The sequence below is a fragment of the Syntrophobacter fumaroxidans MPOB genome (genome assembly GCF_000014965.1).
Lineage (GTDB): Bacteria > Desulfobacterota > Syntrophobacteria > Syntrophobacterales > Syntrophobacteraceae > Syntrophobacter > Syntrophobacter fumaroxidans.
Genome location: NC_008554.1, coordinates 4,527,397 through 4,542,460, shown reverse-complemented (window position 1 = coordinate 4,542,460; position 15,064 = coordinate 4,527,397). Strand labels below are relative to the sequence as shown.

The window sequence follows — 15,064 nt, the reverse complement described above, 5'->3', positions numbered from 1 at the left end:
TCTCCCCGCGCATCTAAGCTTCTATAGTTGCTGATGAAAGGATGCCGATGTTGAGGAATTTCGTGTCACGCACAGATCGTTTCGTCCCCGGTGGAAGCCTGCCGGAAGGGCCGGTTTTTGCGCCCTTTTTCGGCTTTTTCTTTTTCTTCTTTAGGAGCATCCACCTGGGATACTGATGTCTGAACAAGCCCCGGGTGGAGAAGAACCTCCCCCGGGGTTGCTTGATTTTGAAACCCCGAGGAAATTTCCTTGGGGTTTTTTTATTTTAAACACCCCAAAATGAAACGGAGGATTGGCCGTGATTCTTATCCTGAAAAAGAAGGCAACCGCTGAACAGATGGAAAGGCTCAAGGATGTCCTGCGCTCCGAGGGATACCTGGTGAAGGAGATCGCCGGCGTGGACGAGAAGATCCTGGGCGTCGTGGGCACGATGTACAAGGAGACGGCCTTCTATGAATCCCTGCCCGGGGTGGAGCGGGCGGTCCCCATCTCCAAGCCGTACAAGCTGGTGAGCCGCGAGCTCCATCCCGCCCCGTCGGTCATCAAGGTTGGCGACGTCACCATCGGCGGAGACCGGCTGGTGGTGATCGCCGGTCCCTGCGGTGTCGAGGACCGGAAGAGGACCCTGGATATCGCGCGCACGGTTCGCAAACACGGAGCGGTCCTGTTCCGGGGCGGTGCGTTCAAGCCCCGCACCTCGCCCTACTCGTTCCAGGGCCTGGGTGAGGAGGGCTTGAAGATTCTGCGGGAAGTGAGAGAGGAAACCGGCCTCGGAGTGGTCACGGAGATCACCTCTCCCAGCCAGGCGGACCTCATGGTGAAGTACGTGGACGTCGTCCAGGTCGGCGCCCGCAACATGCAGAACTTCGAGCTCCTGAAGTCGGTCGGCCGAATCGGCAAGCCGGTGCTCCTCAAGCGCGGGCTGTCGGCGACCATCGAGGAATGGCTCATGTCGGCCGAGTACGTGCTTTCCGAAGGAAACGACCAGGTCATTCTGTGCGAGCGGGGCATCCGGACGTTCGAGCGCTACACGCGAAACACCCTGGACCTCACGGCCGTTCCGGTCATCAAGAAACTCACCCACCTCCCGATCATCGTCGATCCGAGCCACGCCACGGGGATCCGGGAAAAGGTCAGCCCCATGGCCCGCGCGTCCATCGCGGCGGGAGCCGACGGGCTGATCATCGAGGTTCACACGGAACCCGACAAGGCACTCTCCGATGGTCCCCAGAGCCTCTATCCCGAACAGTTCGAGCAGCTCATGCGCGACCTCTACGTCATCGCCCCGGTGGTGGGAAAGCAGGTCGACTACGCCTACCTCGACAAGGCGGCCATCATGAAGCCTCGCAAGGGCAAAGGCAAGGCGGCCCCGATGGTCGTCTACAGCGGCGTCCCGGGTTCCTTTTCGCACAAGGCGTGTCTGCAGTTCTTCGGAACGGAGGTCCCGATCCGGGAATGCACATGCTTCAGGGAGGTTTTCGACTCCGTGGCCGGCGAACAGGCCGCCTTCGGCGTCATCCCCGTGGAGAACAGCCTTACCGGGAGCATTCACGAAAACTACGACCTGCTCCTCGAATACGCTATCATGATCGTCGGGGAACTGACCCTGCGCATCAAGCACAACCTTCTGGGACACCTGGACTCCTCCATCGAGGGAATCGAACGCGTATACTCGCATCCCCAGGTATTCCAGCAGTGCCGCGAGTACCTGGACAAGCATCCCGCGTGGGATCAGATTGCGTGCAAGGACACGGCCAGCGCCGTGCGCAAGGTGGAAGAAGCCGGCGATGCGAAAGAAGCCGCCATCGCCGGAGTCGGTGCGGTTCAAACCCGGCGGATGACGGTGCTCAAGGAAAGCATCGAAACCAATCCCCGGAATTTCACCCGGTTTGTGGTCATTTCGAAAAACGAGTCGCTGCCCGGGCCCAAGAACAAGTCCTCCCTGATCTATTCGGTAAGCGACAAGCCGGGCGCTCTCTTCGAGACGCTGCGCATCTTCGCGGAGAACAATATCAACCTGGTCAAGCTGGAATCCCGGCCCATCCACAGCAGGCCCTGGGAGTACCTGTTCTATGCGGATCTCGAGGTCGACGTCACGGAAGACGGCCGCAGGCACATCCTCGAAGGGCTCATGAGCAAAACCGAATTCTTCAAGTTTCTCGGCAGCTACCAGAAGGGGACCGAAGTGAGTCATTAGGAGCGGTGCCGGGACATGACGTTTTTTCAGAGAATCCTGCAAGAGCGCTGGCGCAGACTGCTCGGCCGACCTTGATCCTGCAGGGGTAAGCGCTCATTCAGGTGCCGTTCCGCGCCCTGAAGCGGGAATTGCGGCCATCCGAGCCTTTCTCCCACGGGCTCCCGCTGCGTGCCAGGGCGGCGGGACGCCGCGTGCCGGGTCACACGGCCTGGCCACGGCAAGCCAATGAGCTCGGGCGCACGGGGGCGTGGAGCGCCACGCCCTTTCTTTGCCTCCGGCAAGCCTGTCCTTCGAAGCCCCGCCTCACCTTCTATCCGTCGTTTGCGGTCGTCCGCTCCGGATTTTCCGGCATGTCCGCGGCGGGTGGTGCGGCGCCCTTTGCCTCCACCGGACGCCTTATGCCGCCGCCGGAATCGTCGGCAATGATCCGCACCCCGCCGTTCCGGTCCCCGGCGGTTGTTGACACGAAATATGCGTTAATCTAATATAGCCCATTGCGTTTCGATCAGTCCTGTCTCAAGGGTTTCAATTCACTAACGAACAAACCACCATGGAAGGAGAGGCATGATGAAAAGACTACTCGTCGTATCCGTTCTGCTCCTGGTCTTTGTGGGCACCCTCTGCTCGGCGCAAGCCGAAGAAGTCAGGCTGATTCTCGGCACGGGAGGCACCGCCGGGACCTACTACCCGCTCGGGGGCTCCATGGCCAAGATCTGGAATTCGAAGATTCCCGGCATGAACGTCACGGCACAGACCACGGGGGCTTCCGCCGAAAACGTTCGCCTGGTGAACAAGAAGGAAGCGGAGCTCGCGCTGGTCCAGAGCGACACGCTGGATTTCGCGTTCAAGGCCGAGCCTCCGTTCAAGGAGAAACTCACGGCCATGGCGGCCATTGCCGTGCTCTATCCGGAAGTCATCCAGGTCGTGGTGCGCGCCGATAAGCCGGTCAAGACCTTCGCCGATCTCAAGGGACTGAAGATGGGCGTGGGAGCCCCGGGCAGCGGAACGGAGGCGAATTTCCGGCAGCTTTGCGACGTGCACGGACTGGTAAAAGGCGACATCAACGCCCAGTATCTTTCCTTTTCCGAGAGCGCCGAACAGTTCAAGGACAAGCACATCGACGCCTTCCTCGTGACGGCCGGTCTCCCCAACCCGGGCATCATGGACGTCAGCACCCAGAACGACATTCGGATCCTCAGCATTTCCGACGATATGCTGAAGAAGATCACGACCAAGTATCCTTTCCTCTCTCCCGTGAAGGTCCCTGCCAATACCTACAAGAACGTCCCCGAAGCGAGCACCGTGGCGGTGAACGCCGTGCTCATCGTGAATTCGGGGATCAAGGAGGACGTCGTCTACAACCTGACCAAGGCTCTGTTCGACAACCAGCCGGAACTGGCCGCGGCCCACGCCAAGGGCAAGGAAGTGAACCTGCAGACGGCGGTCAAGGGTGTGTCCATCCCGTTCCACCCGGGAGCGGTGAAGTACTACAAAGAAAAAGGCGTCATGAAATAGGGAGCACGAGCCGTGGGCCTTCCCGGGACGGGGCGACCTTCCCGGGAGAGCCGCGACTCACCTCGTATGCGTCCTCGACTCGGTCTGGGCTTGCTTCTTGCGGGGATAGCGAGCGCCGTGCTCTTCTGGCCATGGACGAAGGTCCTGGAAGTTACGGCGGTCGCCACTGGAGATGTGAGGTGGTGCGCTTGCGTAGCCGAGGGCGATGAATTCGTCCTTTCCTTTATCCACTCCGTAAACAGACGACCGGTCCACGACACGCTGCGGGTCCGGCGCGAGCATATCGTCATCGTCAAGTCCCGTTATGACTCCTTCGGTGCGGGGATGCCGGGGACTTCCGACGAAGAAGGCACTTTCACCATTCTCCCCGGCGGATGGATCGAATGGACCGTGAACCGCGAGGTCCCCGAGATCACCGTGCGGGTGGGCAGGGTGGCGAACCATATCCTGAGCATCAAAGGGCGGGAGATCCCGCTCGCCGATCTTGCCGAGCCCGGAAGTGCGCTTTCCTTCAGGGTTCGCAGCAACTCCCTCTTCAGCGCAATGAAAGGCAGGTGCGTGCCGTGAGCGAACGCGAAAAAGACGCTGTCAGACCCCCGCAGGCCGAGTGTCCCACCGGCGCCGTACAGGAAGCCGACGAAGAGGTATCCAGAGAAGAACTCGAAGAACTGATGCGAAAGGTGGACCGGGAATCCAATGCGCGTAAGCTTTTCGGGATTCCGCGCTGGATCGTCTATTGGATCGCGGTCGCCTTTTCCTGCTTCCAGATCTACACGGCGGCTTTCGGGTTGCTTCCCGCGCAGTTGCAGCGCTCCATTCACCTCTCCTTCACCTTCGCTCTCGTTTACCTGCTGTTTCCAGCCCGACTCTCCAGGACCAGCGATCGGCCGGCCTGGCACAATTTATCTGTTGACCGCTTTCGCCGTCGCGGTCGGTCTCTACATTACCATCAACTATACGCGTCTGATGGAATCCGGCGGGGACTATGAGACCATCGACTTCATCGTCTCCTGGTTTGCCATCCTGCTCACCCTGGAAGCGGCACGGCGAGTGGTCGGGCTTCCCATCGTCATCATCGCCTCGACCTTCCTCGCCTATGCCTACTTCGGAGCCTATTTCCCCGGTTTTCTGAATCATCGCGGATATTCTCTTGAACGGATCGCATCCCACATGTACCTGACCACGGAAGGCATCATGGGGATTCCCCTGGGAGTTTCCGCCACATTCATCTTTCTGTTCATCCTGTTCGGTTCGTTCATGGAAAAGTCTGGCCTGGGACAGCTTTTCGTCGACGTTTCCAACGCCTTGGCCGGCTGGGCTTCCGGAGGGCCCGCCAAGGTCGCCGTGGTCTGCAGCGCGCTGGAAGGCATGGTTTCAGGGAGCTCGGTGGCCAACACCGTGGAATCGGGGAGTCTCACCATCCCCATGATGAAGCGGCTCGGGTACCGGCCCGAATTCGCCGCGGCGGTGGAAGCGTCCGCCTCCACCGGCGGCCAGATCATGCCGCCCGTGATGGGAGCCGCGGCGTTCATCATGGCCGAGTTCCTCAACATCCCCTACCTCGAAATCGCCAAGGCGGCGGCCATCCCCGCGTGCCTTTACTTTGCCGGGATTTTCATCGAGGTGCACTTCGAGGCCAAGCGATGCAAGCTGCGCGGCATGAGCAGGGACGAGCTCCCGCGGTTCTCCCGCGTCATGGCGGAACGCGGCCACCTCTTCATGCCGCTGGTGGCCATCATCGGTTTTCTCGTTGTGGGATACACTCCCCTCTATGCCGCCCTGATGGGCCTCGCCATGTGTATCCTGGCGTCATTTTTGAGGAAATCGACCAGGATGAGTCTCCGCGAAATCGTGGACAGCCTGGAAACGGGAGCCCGTAATGCCATAGGAGTCGCCACCGCCTGCGCCACCGCGGGCATCATCATCGGGGTGGTAACTCTTACCGGCCTGGGCCTCAAGATGGCCACCGGCCTCATCGAACTGGCCGGCGGCTACCTGCTGCCGACCCTTTTCTTCACGATGATCGCTTCCCTTATCCTGGGCATGGGAGCGCCCACGACCGCCAACTACATCATCACCTCAACCATAGCCGCTCCATCCCTCATCATGCTCAACGTTCCGCCCCTGGCGGCCCACATGTTCGTCTTCTATTTCGGAATCGTCGCCGACATCACCCCGCCCGTGGCTTTGGCCGCATATGCGGGATCGGGCATCGCAAGATCGGATCCGATGAAGACCGGGTTCACCGCGACCAAGCTCGCCATCGGTGCGTTCCTCGTGCCTTATATTTTCGTCTACAACCCCGCCATGCTCCTCATCGGAACCACACCCCTGGGCCTGGCTCAAAACCTGGTCACCGCCTCCCTCGGCATGTTCGGAGCGGGAGTGTCCATGATCGGCTTCTGTCTTGCGCCCATGACCTGGTACGAAAGGGTTTGGTTCTTCGCGGGAGGCCTTCTGATGATCGATCCGGGAACCCTCACCGATTTGGTTGGTTTGGGCATACTGGCGGCGGGAGTCTTCATCCAGTGGCGCAAGAGGAAATCGCTCTCCCTCGAAGCGGACTTGAGCCCGAACGCCTGAACCCGCGGGCGTGTCCGCGGCAGTCGGCCGAACCGTGGATCAGCCCTTCAGGACCGCCGCCGCGCCCGTCGTCCCGGCCTCGATGCGTCCGACCGATCGCTCACGTCGCCCGACACGATCCGGTGCCGGCAGCCCTCGTCGTCCCTGAGTATCAAAAGCCCTTCGGGATCGATGTCGAGCACCTCCCCGGCCAGGGTCCGGCCGATCATCTCCACCACGATACACCGCCCGATGATGCCTGAAAGCTCCTTCCACCGCTGCCTGAAGGGTTCGAAACCCTTCTGCGAAAAGATTGCGTAGGACGTTTCGAAATGTTCGAGGATGGCCCGGATCAGCCCGGCCCTCGCCAGGACCTGCCCGGTTTCGATGAGAACGGAGGTGGCCGACTCCCGGATCTGGGGATGAAGATCCTCGTGACGGTTGTTGACATTCACCCCGAGTCCCACGACCACATGATCGATCCGATCCATTTCGGTGCTGATCTCGGTCAGGATCCCGGCGATTTTCCTCCCGCCCACCATGAGGTCGTTCGGCCACCTGATCCTGACGTCCAGGTCCGTGAGCGAAAGCAACGCCTCGGCGGCCGCAACACCCGTCATGAGCGTGATCCCCGGAGCTTCGCTCGGAGTCATGGTCGGACGAAGGATCAGTGAAACATAAATCCCCTGGCGCGGTGGGGAAAACCATCCCCTCCCCTTGCGCCCTCGCCCCGCCGTCTGCATTTCCGCGATGACGATGGTCCCCTCGGAGGCTCCGCCCGCCGCCAGGTCCTTTGCCCGCAGGTTCGTGGAATCCGTCGCGTCCAGGTAGACGATCTCCCCGGCGCCGAAGATCCGGGTCCGCAACCCGTCCCGGATTTCCTCCGGCAGCACGAGGTCGAACGGCCCGCCGAGGAGATAGCCTTTCCTGGTGGATGTGGCGATGGGGTAGCCGACCTTCTGCAGGTGACGCACGTGCTTGTTGACCGCCGCTCTGCTGACCCCCAATTCACGACTGAGCCATGCGCCGGATACCCAGTTCCCGCCGCTCTGCTTCAAATGCTCGAGCAACATTTCCCTTGTGGTCTTCACCGGGGCCCCCACTTTTGCGCCCTCTATTGTAAACTCATAAAGAAAATATAGTTGACAATGCGCGGCGGTTCTGCTTTAACGTCGTCGTCCGCCGCTGCGCGGGCCTGCGTGAACGCGGCGGCCCGAGGCGGATTCCGAATGCCGCAGGTTAGCATATCGGCGGGAATCTTGAAAGCCCCGGGACAGCCCCGGGACAGCCTCAGGAAACAAAGGCCCGGCCAGGGTTCCCGTCTGCGGGCCGTGCCGTTCGCAATGCATTTCGGGAGCAAACAACGGGAGTCGCCGATGGTCATCTCCAATGCCGCAAGAAGCCGACTGGCCGCTCACGACAAGCAACATATCTGGCATCCGTTCACACAGATGCAGGAATACGTCGAGGAAAAGCCGCTCATCATCGAAAAGGGGAACGGATGCACACTGTTCGACATCGACGGCAACGCGTATCTTGACGGCGTCGCTTCGCTCTGGACCAATGTGCACGGGCACCGCAAGGCGAAGCTGGACAACGCCGTCAGGGACCAGTTGGATCGCGTCGCCCATACCACCTTGCTCGGTCTTTCGAACGTTCCCGCAATCAGCCTGGCTGAAAAACTGATCGCCGTCGCCCCCCGCGGGCTGACCCGCGTATTCTATTCGGACAATGGTTCCACCGCCGTCGAGATCGCCTTGAAGATGGCTTTCCAGTACACTCGGCAATGCGACGGAACCAATGAAAAAACCGGGTTCATCACTTTCCGGAACGCCTATCACGGGGACACGATCGGCTCGGTAAGCGTGGGGGGCATCGATCTTTTTCACGAGAAGTACAGCCCTCTGCTGTTCACTGCCCACAAGGCCGAATCTCCGTATTGCTACCGCTGCCCTTTCGGCCTTTCTCCTTGCGCCTGCGGCCTCGAATGCCTCAACCGCCTGGAAGCCCTGATGCGAGCCCGGGCGCGCGAGGTCTGCGCGCTGGTGATCGAACCCCTTGTCCAGGGCGCGGCGGGGATACTGGTCCATCCCCCGGGATTCCTGCGGAAAGTGCGGGAGCTCTGCACTCGCTACGATATCCTGATGATAGCGGATGAAGTGGCGGTGGGATTTGGAAAAACGGGCAGCATGTTCGCCTGCGACGTGGAGGACGTCGCGCCCGACATGATGACTCTGGCCAAGGGCATCTCGGGGGGATATCTGCCGTTGGCGGCCACCCTCACCACCGAAAAAATCTATTCGGGATTTCTGGGAAGATACGAGGAGTTCAAAACGTTTTTCCACGGGCACACCTACACCGGGAACCCCCTCGCCTGCGCGGCGGCGATCGCCAACCTGGAGGTTTTCGAGGAAGAGCGCGTCCTGGAACACGTTCGGGAGATCGCCCGACACATGGCCGAGCGGCTGGAGTCTTTCCGAACGCTCACTCATGTGGGCGATGTCCGACGCATCGGGATCATGGCGGGCATCGAGCTGGTGGCGGACCGTGCTTCCAGACGGCCGTTCGCGCCGGAGGAGAAAGTCGGTCACCGGGTGATCCTGGAGGCGCGAAGACGCGGCCTCATCATCCGGCCGCTGGGCAACGTCATCGTCCTCATGCCGCCGCTCGCCATCTCCGCCGAGGAGATCGACCGGCTTTGTCAAATCACGTTCGACTCGATCCGGGCCGTCACCGGACCATAATCCGGGGTGACCGCACATGCCGCCGAACCGCTCCCGCCACATGTCTCTCGAAGGCACTTTCGTGTTCGATCCCGAAGACCGGATCTATGGAGACCATTTCCCGGGCAGACCCGTCGTTCCGGGAAGCATGATCGTGCATGCCTTCACTCTGGCGGCGGCGGGCCTGGAGTTCTGCAGCGGGCCGTGCGCCGTCAGGAACTTCAGGTTCAGGAGGTTCATCGAACCGGGTGAGTATTCGTATCATATCGAGATCGCCGGGGACGAAATGAAATGCACCCTGCACGACGGCCACTCGGTGGTGGCGACCGGAGTCCTCGTGCGATGAAGCTCCGATTTTCCGGTCACCGCGTACTGATCCTGGGCGGCAGCTGCGAACTGGCCGGCAAACTGGCGGAGCGCCTCGTCGTCGAAGAGCTGCGCCCAATCCTGGCCTGCCGCGACGAACGTGGAGCGCAGCGGGTGCTTTCCTCACTGTCAGCCATTCCGGGGCGGTTCGACACCGCACGCATCGACTTCGCCGACCGTCGCACGATCTCCTCTGTCTTCGGCGGGATCGAGGGAGGACCGGACTTCCTGGTCGACTTCGCCCAGGGACACATGGAAACGCTCATCGGCGCATCGGACCCGGAACTCGTTCAACGCTACTTTGCCGAGAACGTTTCGTTCCGGGCGGAAATGCTGAGGACGGCCTGCAGGGTCATGCTGCGCAAGAAGCGGGGACGGATGGTTTTCATTTCCTCGGCCGCGGCCTCCAGGCCCAATGCCGGGCAGGGATTCTACGCAGCATCGAAGCTGGCCTCGGAAGCGCTCTACAGGAATGTCGGCCTCGAACTGGGCAGCCGCGGGATCACCTCGGTGATCCTGCGACCGGGGTATGTCGATGCCGGACGGGGAAGGAAGTACATGCGCTCTCATGCCGAGTCCTTCACCGGGCGCATGCCCCTCGGCAAAGCCCTGAGCTGCGAAGAAGTGGCCGATGCCGTAACGTTTCTTCTTTCGGACAACGCACGATTCTTCAACGCAACGGCGATCACCATGGACGGCGGACTGACGGCCGGCAAATGACGACGCGGGAGGCGATTCGCATGGATGTTTTCCAGGGTATCAGAGAATCACTGACGGAAATCCTCGACGTGGACACCGAAGAGATCACGCCGGAGACTTATCTCATGCGGGATCTCGGCGCTGAATCCATCGATCAGCTCGAGCTTTCTGTAGCCCTCAACGCGAGGTTCGGCATCGAAATCAACGACGATCAGCTTTTCCTCAGAACGCTGAGAGCCTGCCTCAACGAAGCCGCGGAACATCGCGGGGACGCGGCGGTCCATCTCGGCGAGCGTTTCCCGTTCCTCGGCCGGGACCGAATCGGCGAAGTCCTGGCGACCCTCGACGGCGGTCCGGTACTCAAGGTGAAGGATCTTGTCGCATACACCTCCTGGCGTCTCGGGACCGGACGATGAACCAACCGGGGGACTTTCTGGACGAAATCACGAGTGGGAGAAGAAGTGTCCGGAAATACCGGGCCGAGGTTCCCCCGCGCGGCGCGATCGAAGCGATGATCGAATGCGCGGCCAAAGCCCCTTCCCCTTCCAACAGCCAGCCGGTCAGGTTTGTCCGGATCGTGTCGCCGCCGCTTCTCGAAGCCCTGCACGGGGAGATGCTGCGGGCTCGCCGGGAGCTTCTGCAAAGGGTGGAGGCGGAAGGCGGCTCCAAGAAAACCAGGAACCTCGTCAACGCGTGCTTTCGCTGCTCGGAATTCATGTTCCGGGCGCCCGTGCTCATTGCCGCCGGCACCGTTCCCGTTCACGCCGGATTCTCTTCGAGGCTCGCCGAAGCGAAAATCCTCCGGGCGGATCGCCGAGGCGAGAGGGACCTCGACATCACTTTGGGATTGGCTCTTAAGGGATTTCTCCTCAAAGGCCGGGCGCTCGGACTCGGAACGTGCATTCTCACCGCTCCGCTGCTGTTTCTTTCCGACGTGCGGAAGACTCTCGGATTGGAGGATATCCGCATCAGCTGTTTCGTCACAGTGGGATTCCCCGACGATACTCCGCCCTTCATCGAGCGGAAAAGCGCGGCGGAGCTCTACAGGGAGATTTAGCGGGAACAGGCCCCCGGGACTTCAGCCCGGGGAGACTCCGGATCGGCGTTTTCGCTCCGGGCACTTCGTATCGAGCACCTGAAAGCGAGGTTGCGTGGCAAACAGAGTAGTCATCACATCCGTCGGGGTTGTATCCGCTCTCGGCTTTTCCACCGGTGAAATCGTCCGCAGCCTCGAAGACGGCGGTGCGGTCATGGTGCCCACCGGGTTCGAAGGGGATGTGTGGGCTTTCCCCCTCGAACGTGAATTTGACGTCAGGAGATTCACGGGGCGCTGCAGGAACGCGAGGTATCTCAACCGCGGCGCCCGGTTTTGCGTGGCGTCGGCCATGGCCGCCGTGAAGGGGGCGGAACCGGCGGGACACATGTGGGAGAGGGCCGGGCTCTTCGTCGGCGCCGGCCCCAACCTGGACATCGGAAACGAGTTCCCGGAAATCAGGAGCGGCGCGATCGATAGCAAGTCTCTGTCCGCGCTCTGGATTCTGAAGTTTCTTCCCAACACCGCCGCTTCCGTGATCGCCGACCTCGCGGGCATCCACGGCGAGAATGCCACCATCGGGACGGCGTGCGCGGCCTCTCTTCAGGCCATCGGCGAAGCTTTCCGCAAGATCCGGCACGGGGACCTGGACGTGGCGCTGGCCGGAGGCGGAGATTCGCGGCTGAGCCCCGGAGGGATCCTCGCATACCGCAAAGCCCAGGCGCTCCAGACCGAAGAACCGGGCCGCGGTCAAGAATACAGCCCGTTCAGCGCCGCCCGGGCGGGCTTTGTGCCCGGCGAGGGAGGGGCTTTCGTGGTGCTGGAAAACCTGGAACACGCCCGAAGCCGGGGCACCCGGATCATCGCCGAAATTTGCGGTTACGGCGCATCCATGGACGGGTACAACATGACGGCTCCCGACCCGTCGGGACGGTGGGCGGAAGCCGCCGTGCGCTCGGCACTGAACGAATCCGGCATGGCGCCTGCCCGGGTCGACGTCGTCTGCGCCCACGGTACCGGAACCGTCCTCAACGACGCCATGGAAGCCGACCTCATCGCCCGCGTGTTCGGCGAGCACCGCCCCATGGTCACTGCCTTGAAATCCCGCATCGGGCATCTCGCGGCGGCGTGCGGGGCCGTGGAGCTGTCCATCGGGCTCGCCTGCATGGAACACGGGTACGTGCCGGAGATCCGGCACCTCGAAGAGCCCTGCCGCGCCGGCATCGACTTCGTCCTGGCGCCCCGGAGCGCGCAGGTCTCCACGATGCTGATCCAAAACTTCGGATTCGGCGGTCAGAACAGCGCCCTGGTGGTGAACAAATGGGAAAACTAGCTTTCAATTCCGGGTTGTGCGGATTCCGCCTCATCGATGCCGTCACCGACGTGCATGCCCGCGGAATCGAAGGATTCAAGCGGTTCGTCCGCTCGCCGCCGTTTCTCGGCATCGAAGCCCTGGCTCAGCTGGGAGCGCTCCATGTGCGGTTCGTCACCGGTTTTGACAAACACGCCTTTCTTTTGACCCTCAAACATTTCTCGAAAGCGTCCGGGCCGCCTCTGGACGGCCCCTGTCGACTCCGGGGCCGATTGATCGGCCGCGGGGACTCCGCCTTTTCCTATCACCTGGAGGCTGTTCCGGAAGAAGGGCCTCGTATCGAAGGCGAATTCGTCTTCGCGACGATGGAGTACGACCGGGTTTTTCGACGCGAAATGCTGGCCGAACACTACCGGGAGGTGTTTTCATGTTTGCGGAACGGCTCCGGCAAAGGTTGTTGATGCAGCGGCAGGCGGGTCTTCACCGGAATCCCCCGGAGGCGACGGCCCGAGACGGCAAGTATCTTTTCTTCGGCAATCGGAAGGTGCTGAACTTCTCCTCGAACGACTACCTGGGGCTCGGCGCTTCGCCGAAGCTGAGGGAAAAGGTCGCCGCGAACTTCCGTCGCTACGGCACATCCTCTTCCTCGTCGCGGCTGGTCTCCGGCCATTACGCGCTGATATCCCGCGCGGAGGAAGCCTACGCCCGCCACTTCGGCTACGACGAAGCCCTGTTCTTTCCCTCCGGCTACCAAGCCAACCTGGGAGTCATTTCAGCGCTGTTCGCGCAGGGCGACACGGTTATTTTCGATAAGCACATCCACGCCAGCAGCGTGAAGGGCATGGCCTTGAGCAAGGCGGAATTCCTCGGCTACCGGCACAATTCCATGTCACACCTCCGCAAGCGGCTGGAAGCCCGCAAAGACGACCAGGCGGGCGTTGTGACCGAATCCCTGTTCAGCATGGACGGGGATTTTCTTGATGTCGAGGGCATCCGGAAGCTCAAGCGGGAGCACGGCTTCCTGTGCATCGTCGATGAGGCTCACGCGTTTGGCGCCCTGGGTGAAAATGGACGCGGCATCGCGCGAACGGTTGCGGACGTCGCGGTCGGCACATTCGGCAAGGCCCTCGGGCTGTTCGGGGCGTTCGCGCTACTGCCCGCGGGATACAAGGAATACCTGTTCAATTTTTGTTCGCCCTTGATCTATTCCACCACCCTTCCCGAAGCTCACGCCGCTTCCGCGCTGGATCTGCTCGAAATCCTCGGCGACAGCGACGCCGAAAGGGACAGTCTGCGCCGAATCAGCGTTCTCATGAGAGAAGCGCTGCGGGGCGAAGGATTCCATGTGGGCGGAGACGCGCACATCATCGTCGTCGAAATCGGCGATGAAGCACGGGCCGCCGCCGTTTCGCGCGGCCTGTTCGAGGGCGGCGTGTTCGTCTTCCCGGCCAGGTACCCGACCGTGCCCATGGGGCGGGCCATCCTGCGGATCGGAATGACGGCCCGGCACAGGGAGCAGGATGTGAGCTTCTTCGTCGACGCGCTGAAGGGAGTGTATGCGAGAACCCAACCGGAATCGCGGTAGCATTTTCGTCACCGGAACCGACACGGGAGTGGGCAAGACCGTGCTTTCGCTCCTCCTGATGCGATTCTTCCTGATGAGAGGGAGGACTCCTTTCTACCTCAAGCCGATTCAGACCGGATGCGTCGACGCGCATGACCGCGACAGCGACGCGCGGTTCATCTACGAGCACGTGCCGGCGCTGGCCGGAAAAGATCCGGGCGATTCGGTCGTATACTGTTTCAGGAGTCCCAAGGCCCCCTGGTTTGCCTCCGGACACGAGGCGGAAGCGATCGATCCCCGGAAAATCGCCGCTTACGCGGAGCGCAAAAGGTCCGCCCATTCGCACATCGTGCTGGAAGGGGCCGGCGGGCTGTTCGTACCGGTCACCGAAGACGTTCTGATGATCGACCTGATCGCCCTGTTGAACGCCAGGCCGATCCTTGCCGCGCGCGCCGGCCTCGGCACCATCAACCACACGATCCTTGCCGTGGAGGCGCTGAAAGCCCGGAGGCTGGACCCTCTCGGCATCGTGTTCATCGATTCCGGACCCATGGAAACCCCGGAGCAAATGGTCGCGGAAAACATCGAAGCGGTCGAACGTTTCTCCGGGGTGAAAGTGGCCGGAACGATCGGGAGAATCGAGCGGTGGTCGGAGCCGGGCCAGGAGTGCTACCGGCCGCTTGCGAGGCTGTTCGGCGAACGCTGACGCGGTGACGGTCCCTTCATGCGAAGTTGCGTTCAAGAGATAGATCTTTCAAGCACAAAAGAGCGGGGGAATGATTCCCCCGCACCCCCCAAGTTTCGGCCACACGCGCAAGCGCGTGAGGCCGAGTGCTCGGCGCTGTCGGCGACTGGCCGAAGGCCGTCGCCGCAGCGCCACACGGAGCCGCGAAGCGGCGAGGGGATGTGGGGGATATGTCCCCCACGCTTTTAGAGTACCATTTTGAACGCAATTATCCATGCCCCCTGCGACACCCGCGAAGCATGAAAACAGACTCACCCGGGAATCTATTTTCTAGGTAAATCCGTATCAACAGGTCGACAACCTTGCCCAAGCAGTCGAAGCCGCCTTCCTCGGCGAAAGTTGATGCCG

13 protein-coding genes and 1 pseudogene are annotated in these 15,064 nt (G+C 61.7%); 13 read left to right on the top strand and 1 reads right to left on the bottom strand.

Annotated features, from left to right (window positions below; genetic code table 11):
* Positions 1 to 298 precede the first annotated feature (298 nt).
* The 4 genes and pseudogenes from aroF (at position 299) to SFUM_RS19235 (ending at position 6,295) form a co-directional block, all read left to right on the top strand.
* The gene (gene aroF / locus SFUM_RS19250; RefSeq protein ID WP_011700519.1) at positions 299 to 2,197 is read left to right on the top strand and encodes a 3-deoxy-7-phosphoheptulonate synthase; all 1,899 of its coding nucleotides are present in this window, start codon (positions 299 to 301) and stop codon (positions 2,195 to 2,197) included.
* Between the two features lie 564 nt (positions 2,198 to 2,761).
* Entirely contained in the window at positions 2,762 to 3,712 is a 951-nt protein-coding gene (locus SFUM_RS19245) for a TAXI family TRAP transporter solute-binding subunit (protein WP_011700518.1), read from the top strand.
* A gap of 66 nt (positions 3,713 to 3,778) precedes the next feature.
* Complete coding sequence (locus SFUM_RS19240) at positions 3,779 to 4,279, top strand: DUF1850 domain-containing protein (RefSeq protein WP_041441049.1); 501 nt, start codon at positions 3,779 to 3,781, stop codon at positions 4,277 to 4,279.
* A 104-nt stretch (positions 4,280 to 4,383) separates the two neighbouring features.
* A pseudogene (locus SFUM_RS19235) lies at positions 4,384 to 6,295 on the top strand (TRAP transporter permease).
* A gap of 47 nt (positions 6,296 to 6,342) precedes the next feature.
* Here the strand turns inward: SFUM_RS19235 and SFUM_RS19230 are convergent.
* Positions 6,343 to 7,365, bottom strand: coding sequence for a biotin--[acetyl-CoA-carboxylase] ligase (locus SFUM_RS19230; RefSeq protein ID WP_208597078.1), 1,023 nt, complete (start codon positions 7,363 to 7,365; stop codon positions 6,343 to 6,345).
* A gap of 285 nt (positions 7,366 to 7,650) precedes the next feature.
* Between SFUM_RS19230 and bioA the strand changes: the two genes are divergently transcribed.
* From bioA to bioD, 9 genes are all read left to right on the top strand, one after another.
* Positions 7,651 to 9,018, top strand: coding sequence for an adenosylmethionine--8-amino-7-oxononanoate transaminase (gene bioA / locus SFUM_RS19225; protein ID WP_011700514.1), 1,368 nt, complete (start codon positions 7,651 to 7,653; stop codon positions 9,016 to 9,018).
* Positions 9,019 to 9,034: 16 nt separating this feature from the next.
* The gene (locus tag SFUM_RS19220; protein ID WP_011700513.1) at positions 9,035 to 9,343 is read left to right on the top strand and encodes an ApeI family dehydratase; all 309 of its coding nucleotides are present in this window, start codon (positions 9,035 to 9,037) and stop codon (positions 9,341 to 9,343) included.
* Positions 9,340 to 10,083, top strand: a complete 744-nt coding sequence (locus tag SFUM_RS22155) for an SDR family NAD(P)-dependent oxidoreductase (protein WP_011700512.1) — start codon at positions 9,340 to 9,342, stop codon at positions 10,081 to 10,083. Before SFUM_RS19220 ends, SFUM_RS22155 begins: the two co-directional genes overlap by 4 nt.
* Before the next feature lie 20 nt (positions 10,084 to 10,103).
* Positions 10,104 to 10,478, top strand: a complete 375-nt coding sequence (locus tag SFUM_RS22150; protein WP_011700511.1) for an acyl carrier protein — start codon at positions 10,104 to 10,106, stop codon at positions 10,476 to 10,478.
* A complete protein-coding gene (locus SFUM_RS19205) occupies positions 10,475 to 11,119 on the top strand; it encodes a nitroreductase family protein (protein ID WP_011700510.1) in 645 nt (214 codons plus the stop codon). The genes SFUM_RS22150 and SFUM_RS19205 overlap by 4 nt, the downstream gene beginning before the upstream one ends.
* Positions 11,120 to 11,213: 94 nt before the next feature.
* Positions 11,214 to 12,428, top strand: coding sequence for a beta-ketoacyl-[acyl-carrier-protein] synthase family protein (locus SFUM_RS19200; protein WP_041441044.1), 1,215 nt, complete (start codon positions 11,214 to 11,216; stop codon positions 12,426 to 12,428).
* The gene (locus SFUM_RS19195) at positions 12,416 to 12,868 is read left to right on the top strand and encodes a hypothetical protein (protein WP_011700508.1); all 453 of its coding nucleotides are present in this window, start codon (positions 12,416 to 12,418) and stop codon (positions 12,866 to 12,868) included. Before SFUM_RS19200 ends, SFUM_RS19195 begins: the two co-directional genes overlap by 13 nt.
* Positions 12,835 to 13,992 carry an aminotransferase class I/II-fold pyridoxal phosphate-dependent enzyme gene (locus SFUM_RS19190; protein ID WP_011700507.1) on the top strand — a complete coding sequence of 386 codons (1,158 nt, stop codon included), beginning with the start codon at positions 12,835 to 12,837 and terminating at the stop codon, positions 13,990 to 13,992. Before SFUM_RS19195 ends, SFUM_RS19190 begins: the two co-directional genes overlap by 34 nt.
* The gene (gene bioD, locus SFUM_RS19185; protein ID WP_011700506.1) at positions 13,964 to 14,677 is read left to right on the top strand and encodes a dethiobiotin synthase; all 714 of its coding nucleotides are present in this window, start codon (positions 13,964 to 13,966) and stop codon (positions 14,675 to 14,677) included. Before SFUM_RS19190 ends, bioD begins: the two co-directional genes overlap by 29 nt.
* Positions 14,678 to 15,064 lie beyond the last annotated feature (387 nt).

What these genes read in the sequence shown, in the direction of transcription:
- SFUM_RS19240 (WP_041441049.1), top strand. Translation starts at nt 3,779, where the DNA reads ATGCGTCCTCGACTCGGTCTGGGCTTGCTTCTTGCGGGGATAGCGAGC.
- bioD (WP_011700506.1), top strand. Translation starts at nt 13,964, where the DNA reads ATGCGAGAACCCAACCGGAATCGCGGTAGCATTTTCGTCACCGGAACC.
- SFUM_RS19195 (WP_011700508.1), top strand. Translation starts at nt 12,416, where the DNA reads ATGGGAAAACTAGCTTTCAATTCCGGGTTGTGCGGATTCCGCCTCATC.
- SFUM_RS19190 (WP_011700507.1), top strand. Translation starts at nt 12,835, where the DNA reads ATGTTTGCGGAACGGCTCCGGCAAAGGTTGTTGATGCAGCGGCAGGCG.
- SFUM_RS19245 (WP_011700518.1), top strand. Translation starts at nt 2,762, where the DNA reads ATGATGAAAAGACTACTCGTCGTATCCGTTCTGCTCCTGGTCTTTGTG.
- SFUM_RS22155 (WP_011700512.1), top strand. Translation starts at nt 9,340, where the DNA reads ATGAAGCTCCGATTTTCCGGTCACCGCGTACTGATCCTGGGCGGCAGC.
- bioA (WP_011700514.1), top strand. Translation starts at nt 7,651, where the DNA reads ATGGTCATCTCCAATGCCGCAAGAAGCCGACTGGCCGCTCACGACAAG.
- SFUM_RS19205 (WP_011700510.1), top strand. Translation starts at nt 10,475, where the DNA reads ATGAACCAACCGGGGGACTTTCTGGACGAAATCACGAGTGGGAGAAGA.
- SFUM_RS22150 (WP_011700511.1), top strand. Translation starts at nt 10,104, where the DNA reads ATGGATGTTTTCCAGGGTATCAGAGAATCACTGACGGAAATCCTCGAC.
- SFUM_RS19220 (WP_011700513.1), top strand. Translation starts at nt 9,035, where the DNA reads ATGCCGCCGAACCGCTCCCGCCACATGTCTCTCGAAGGCACTTTCGTG.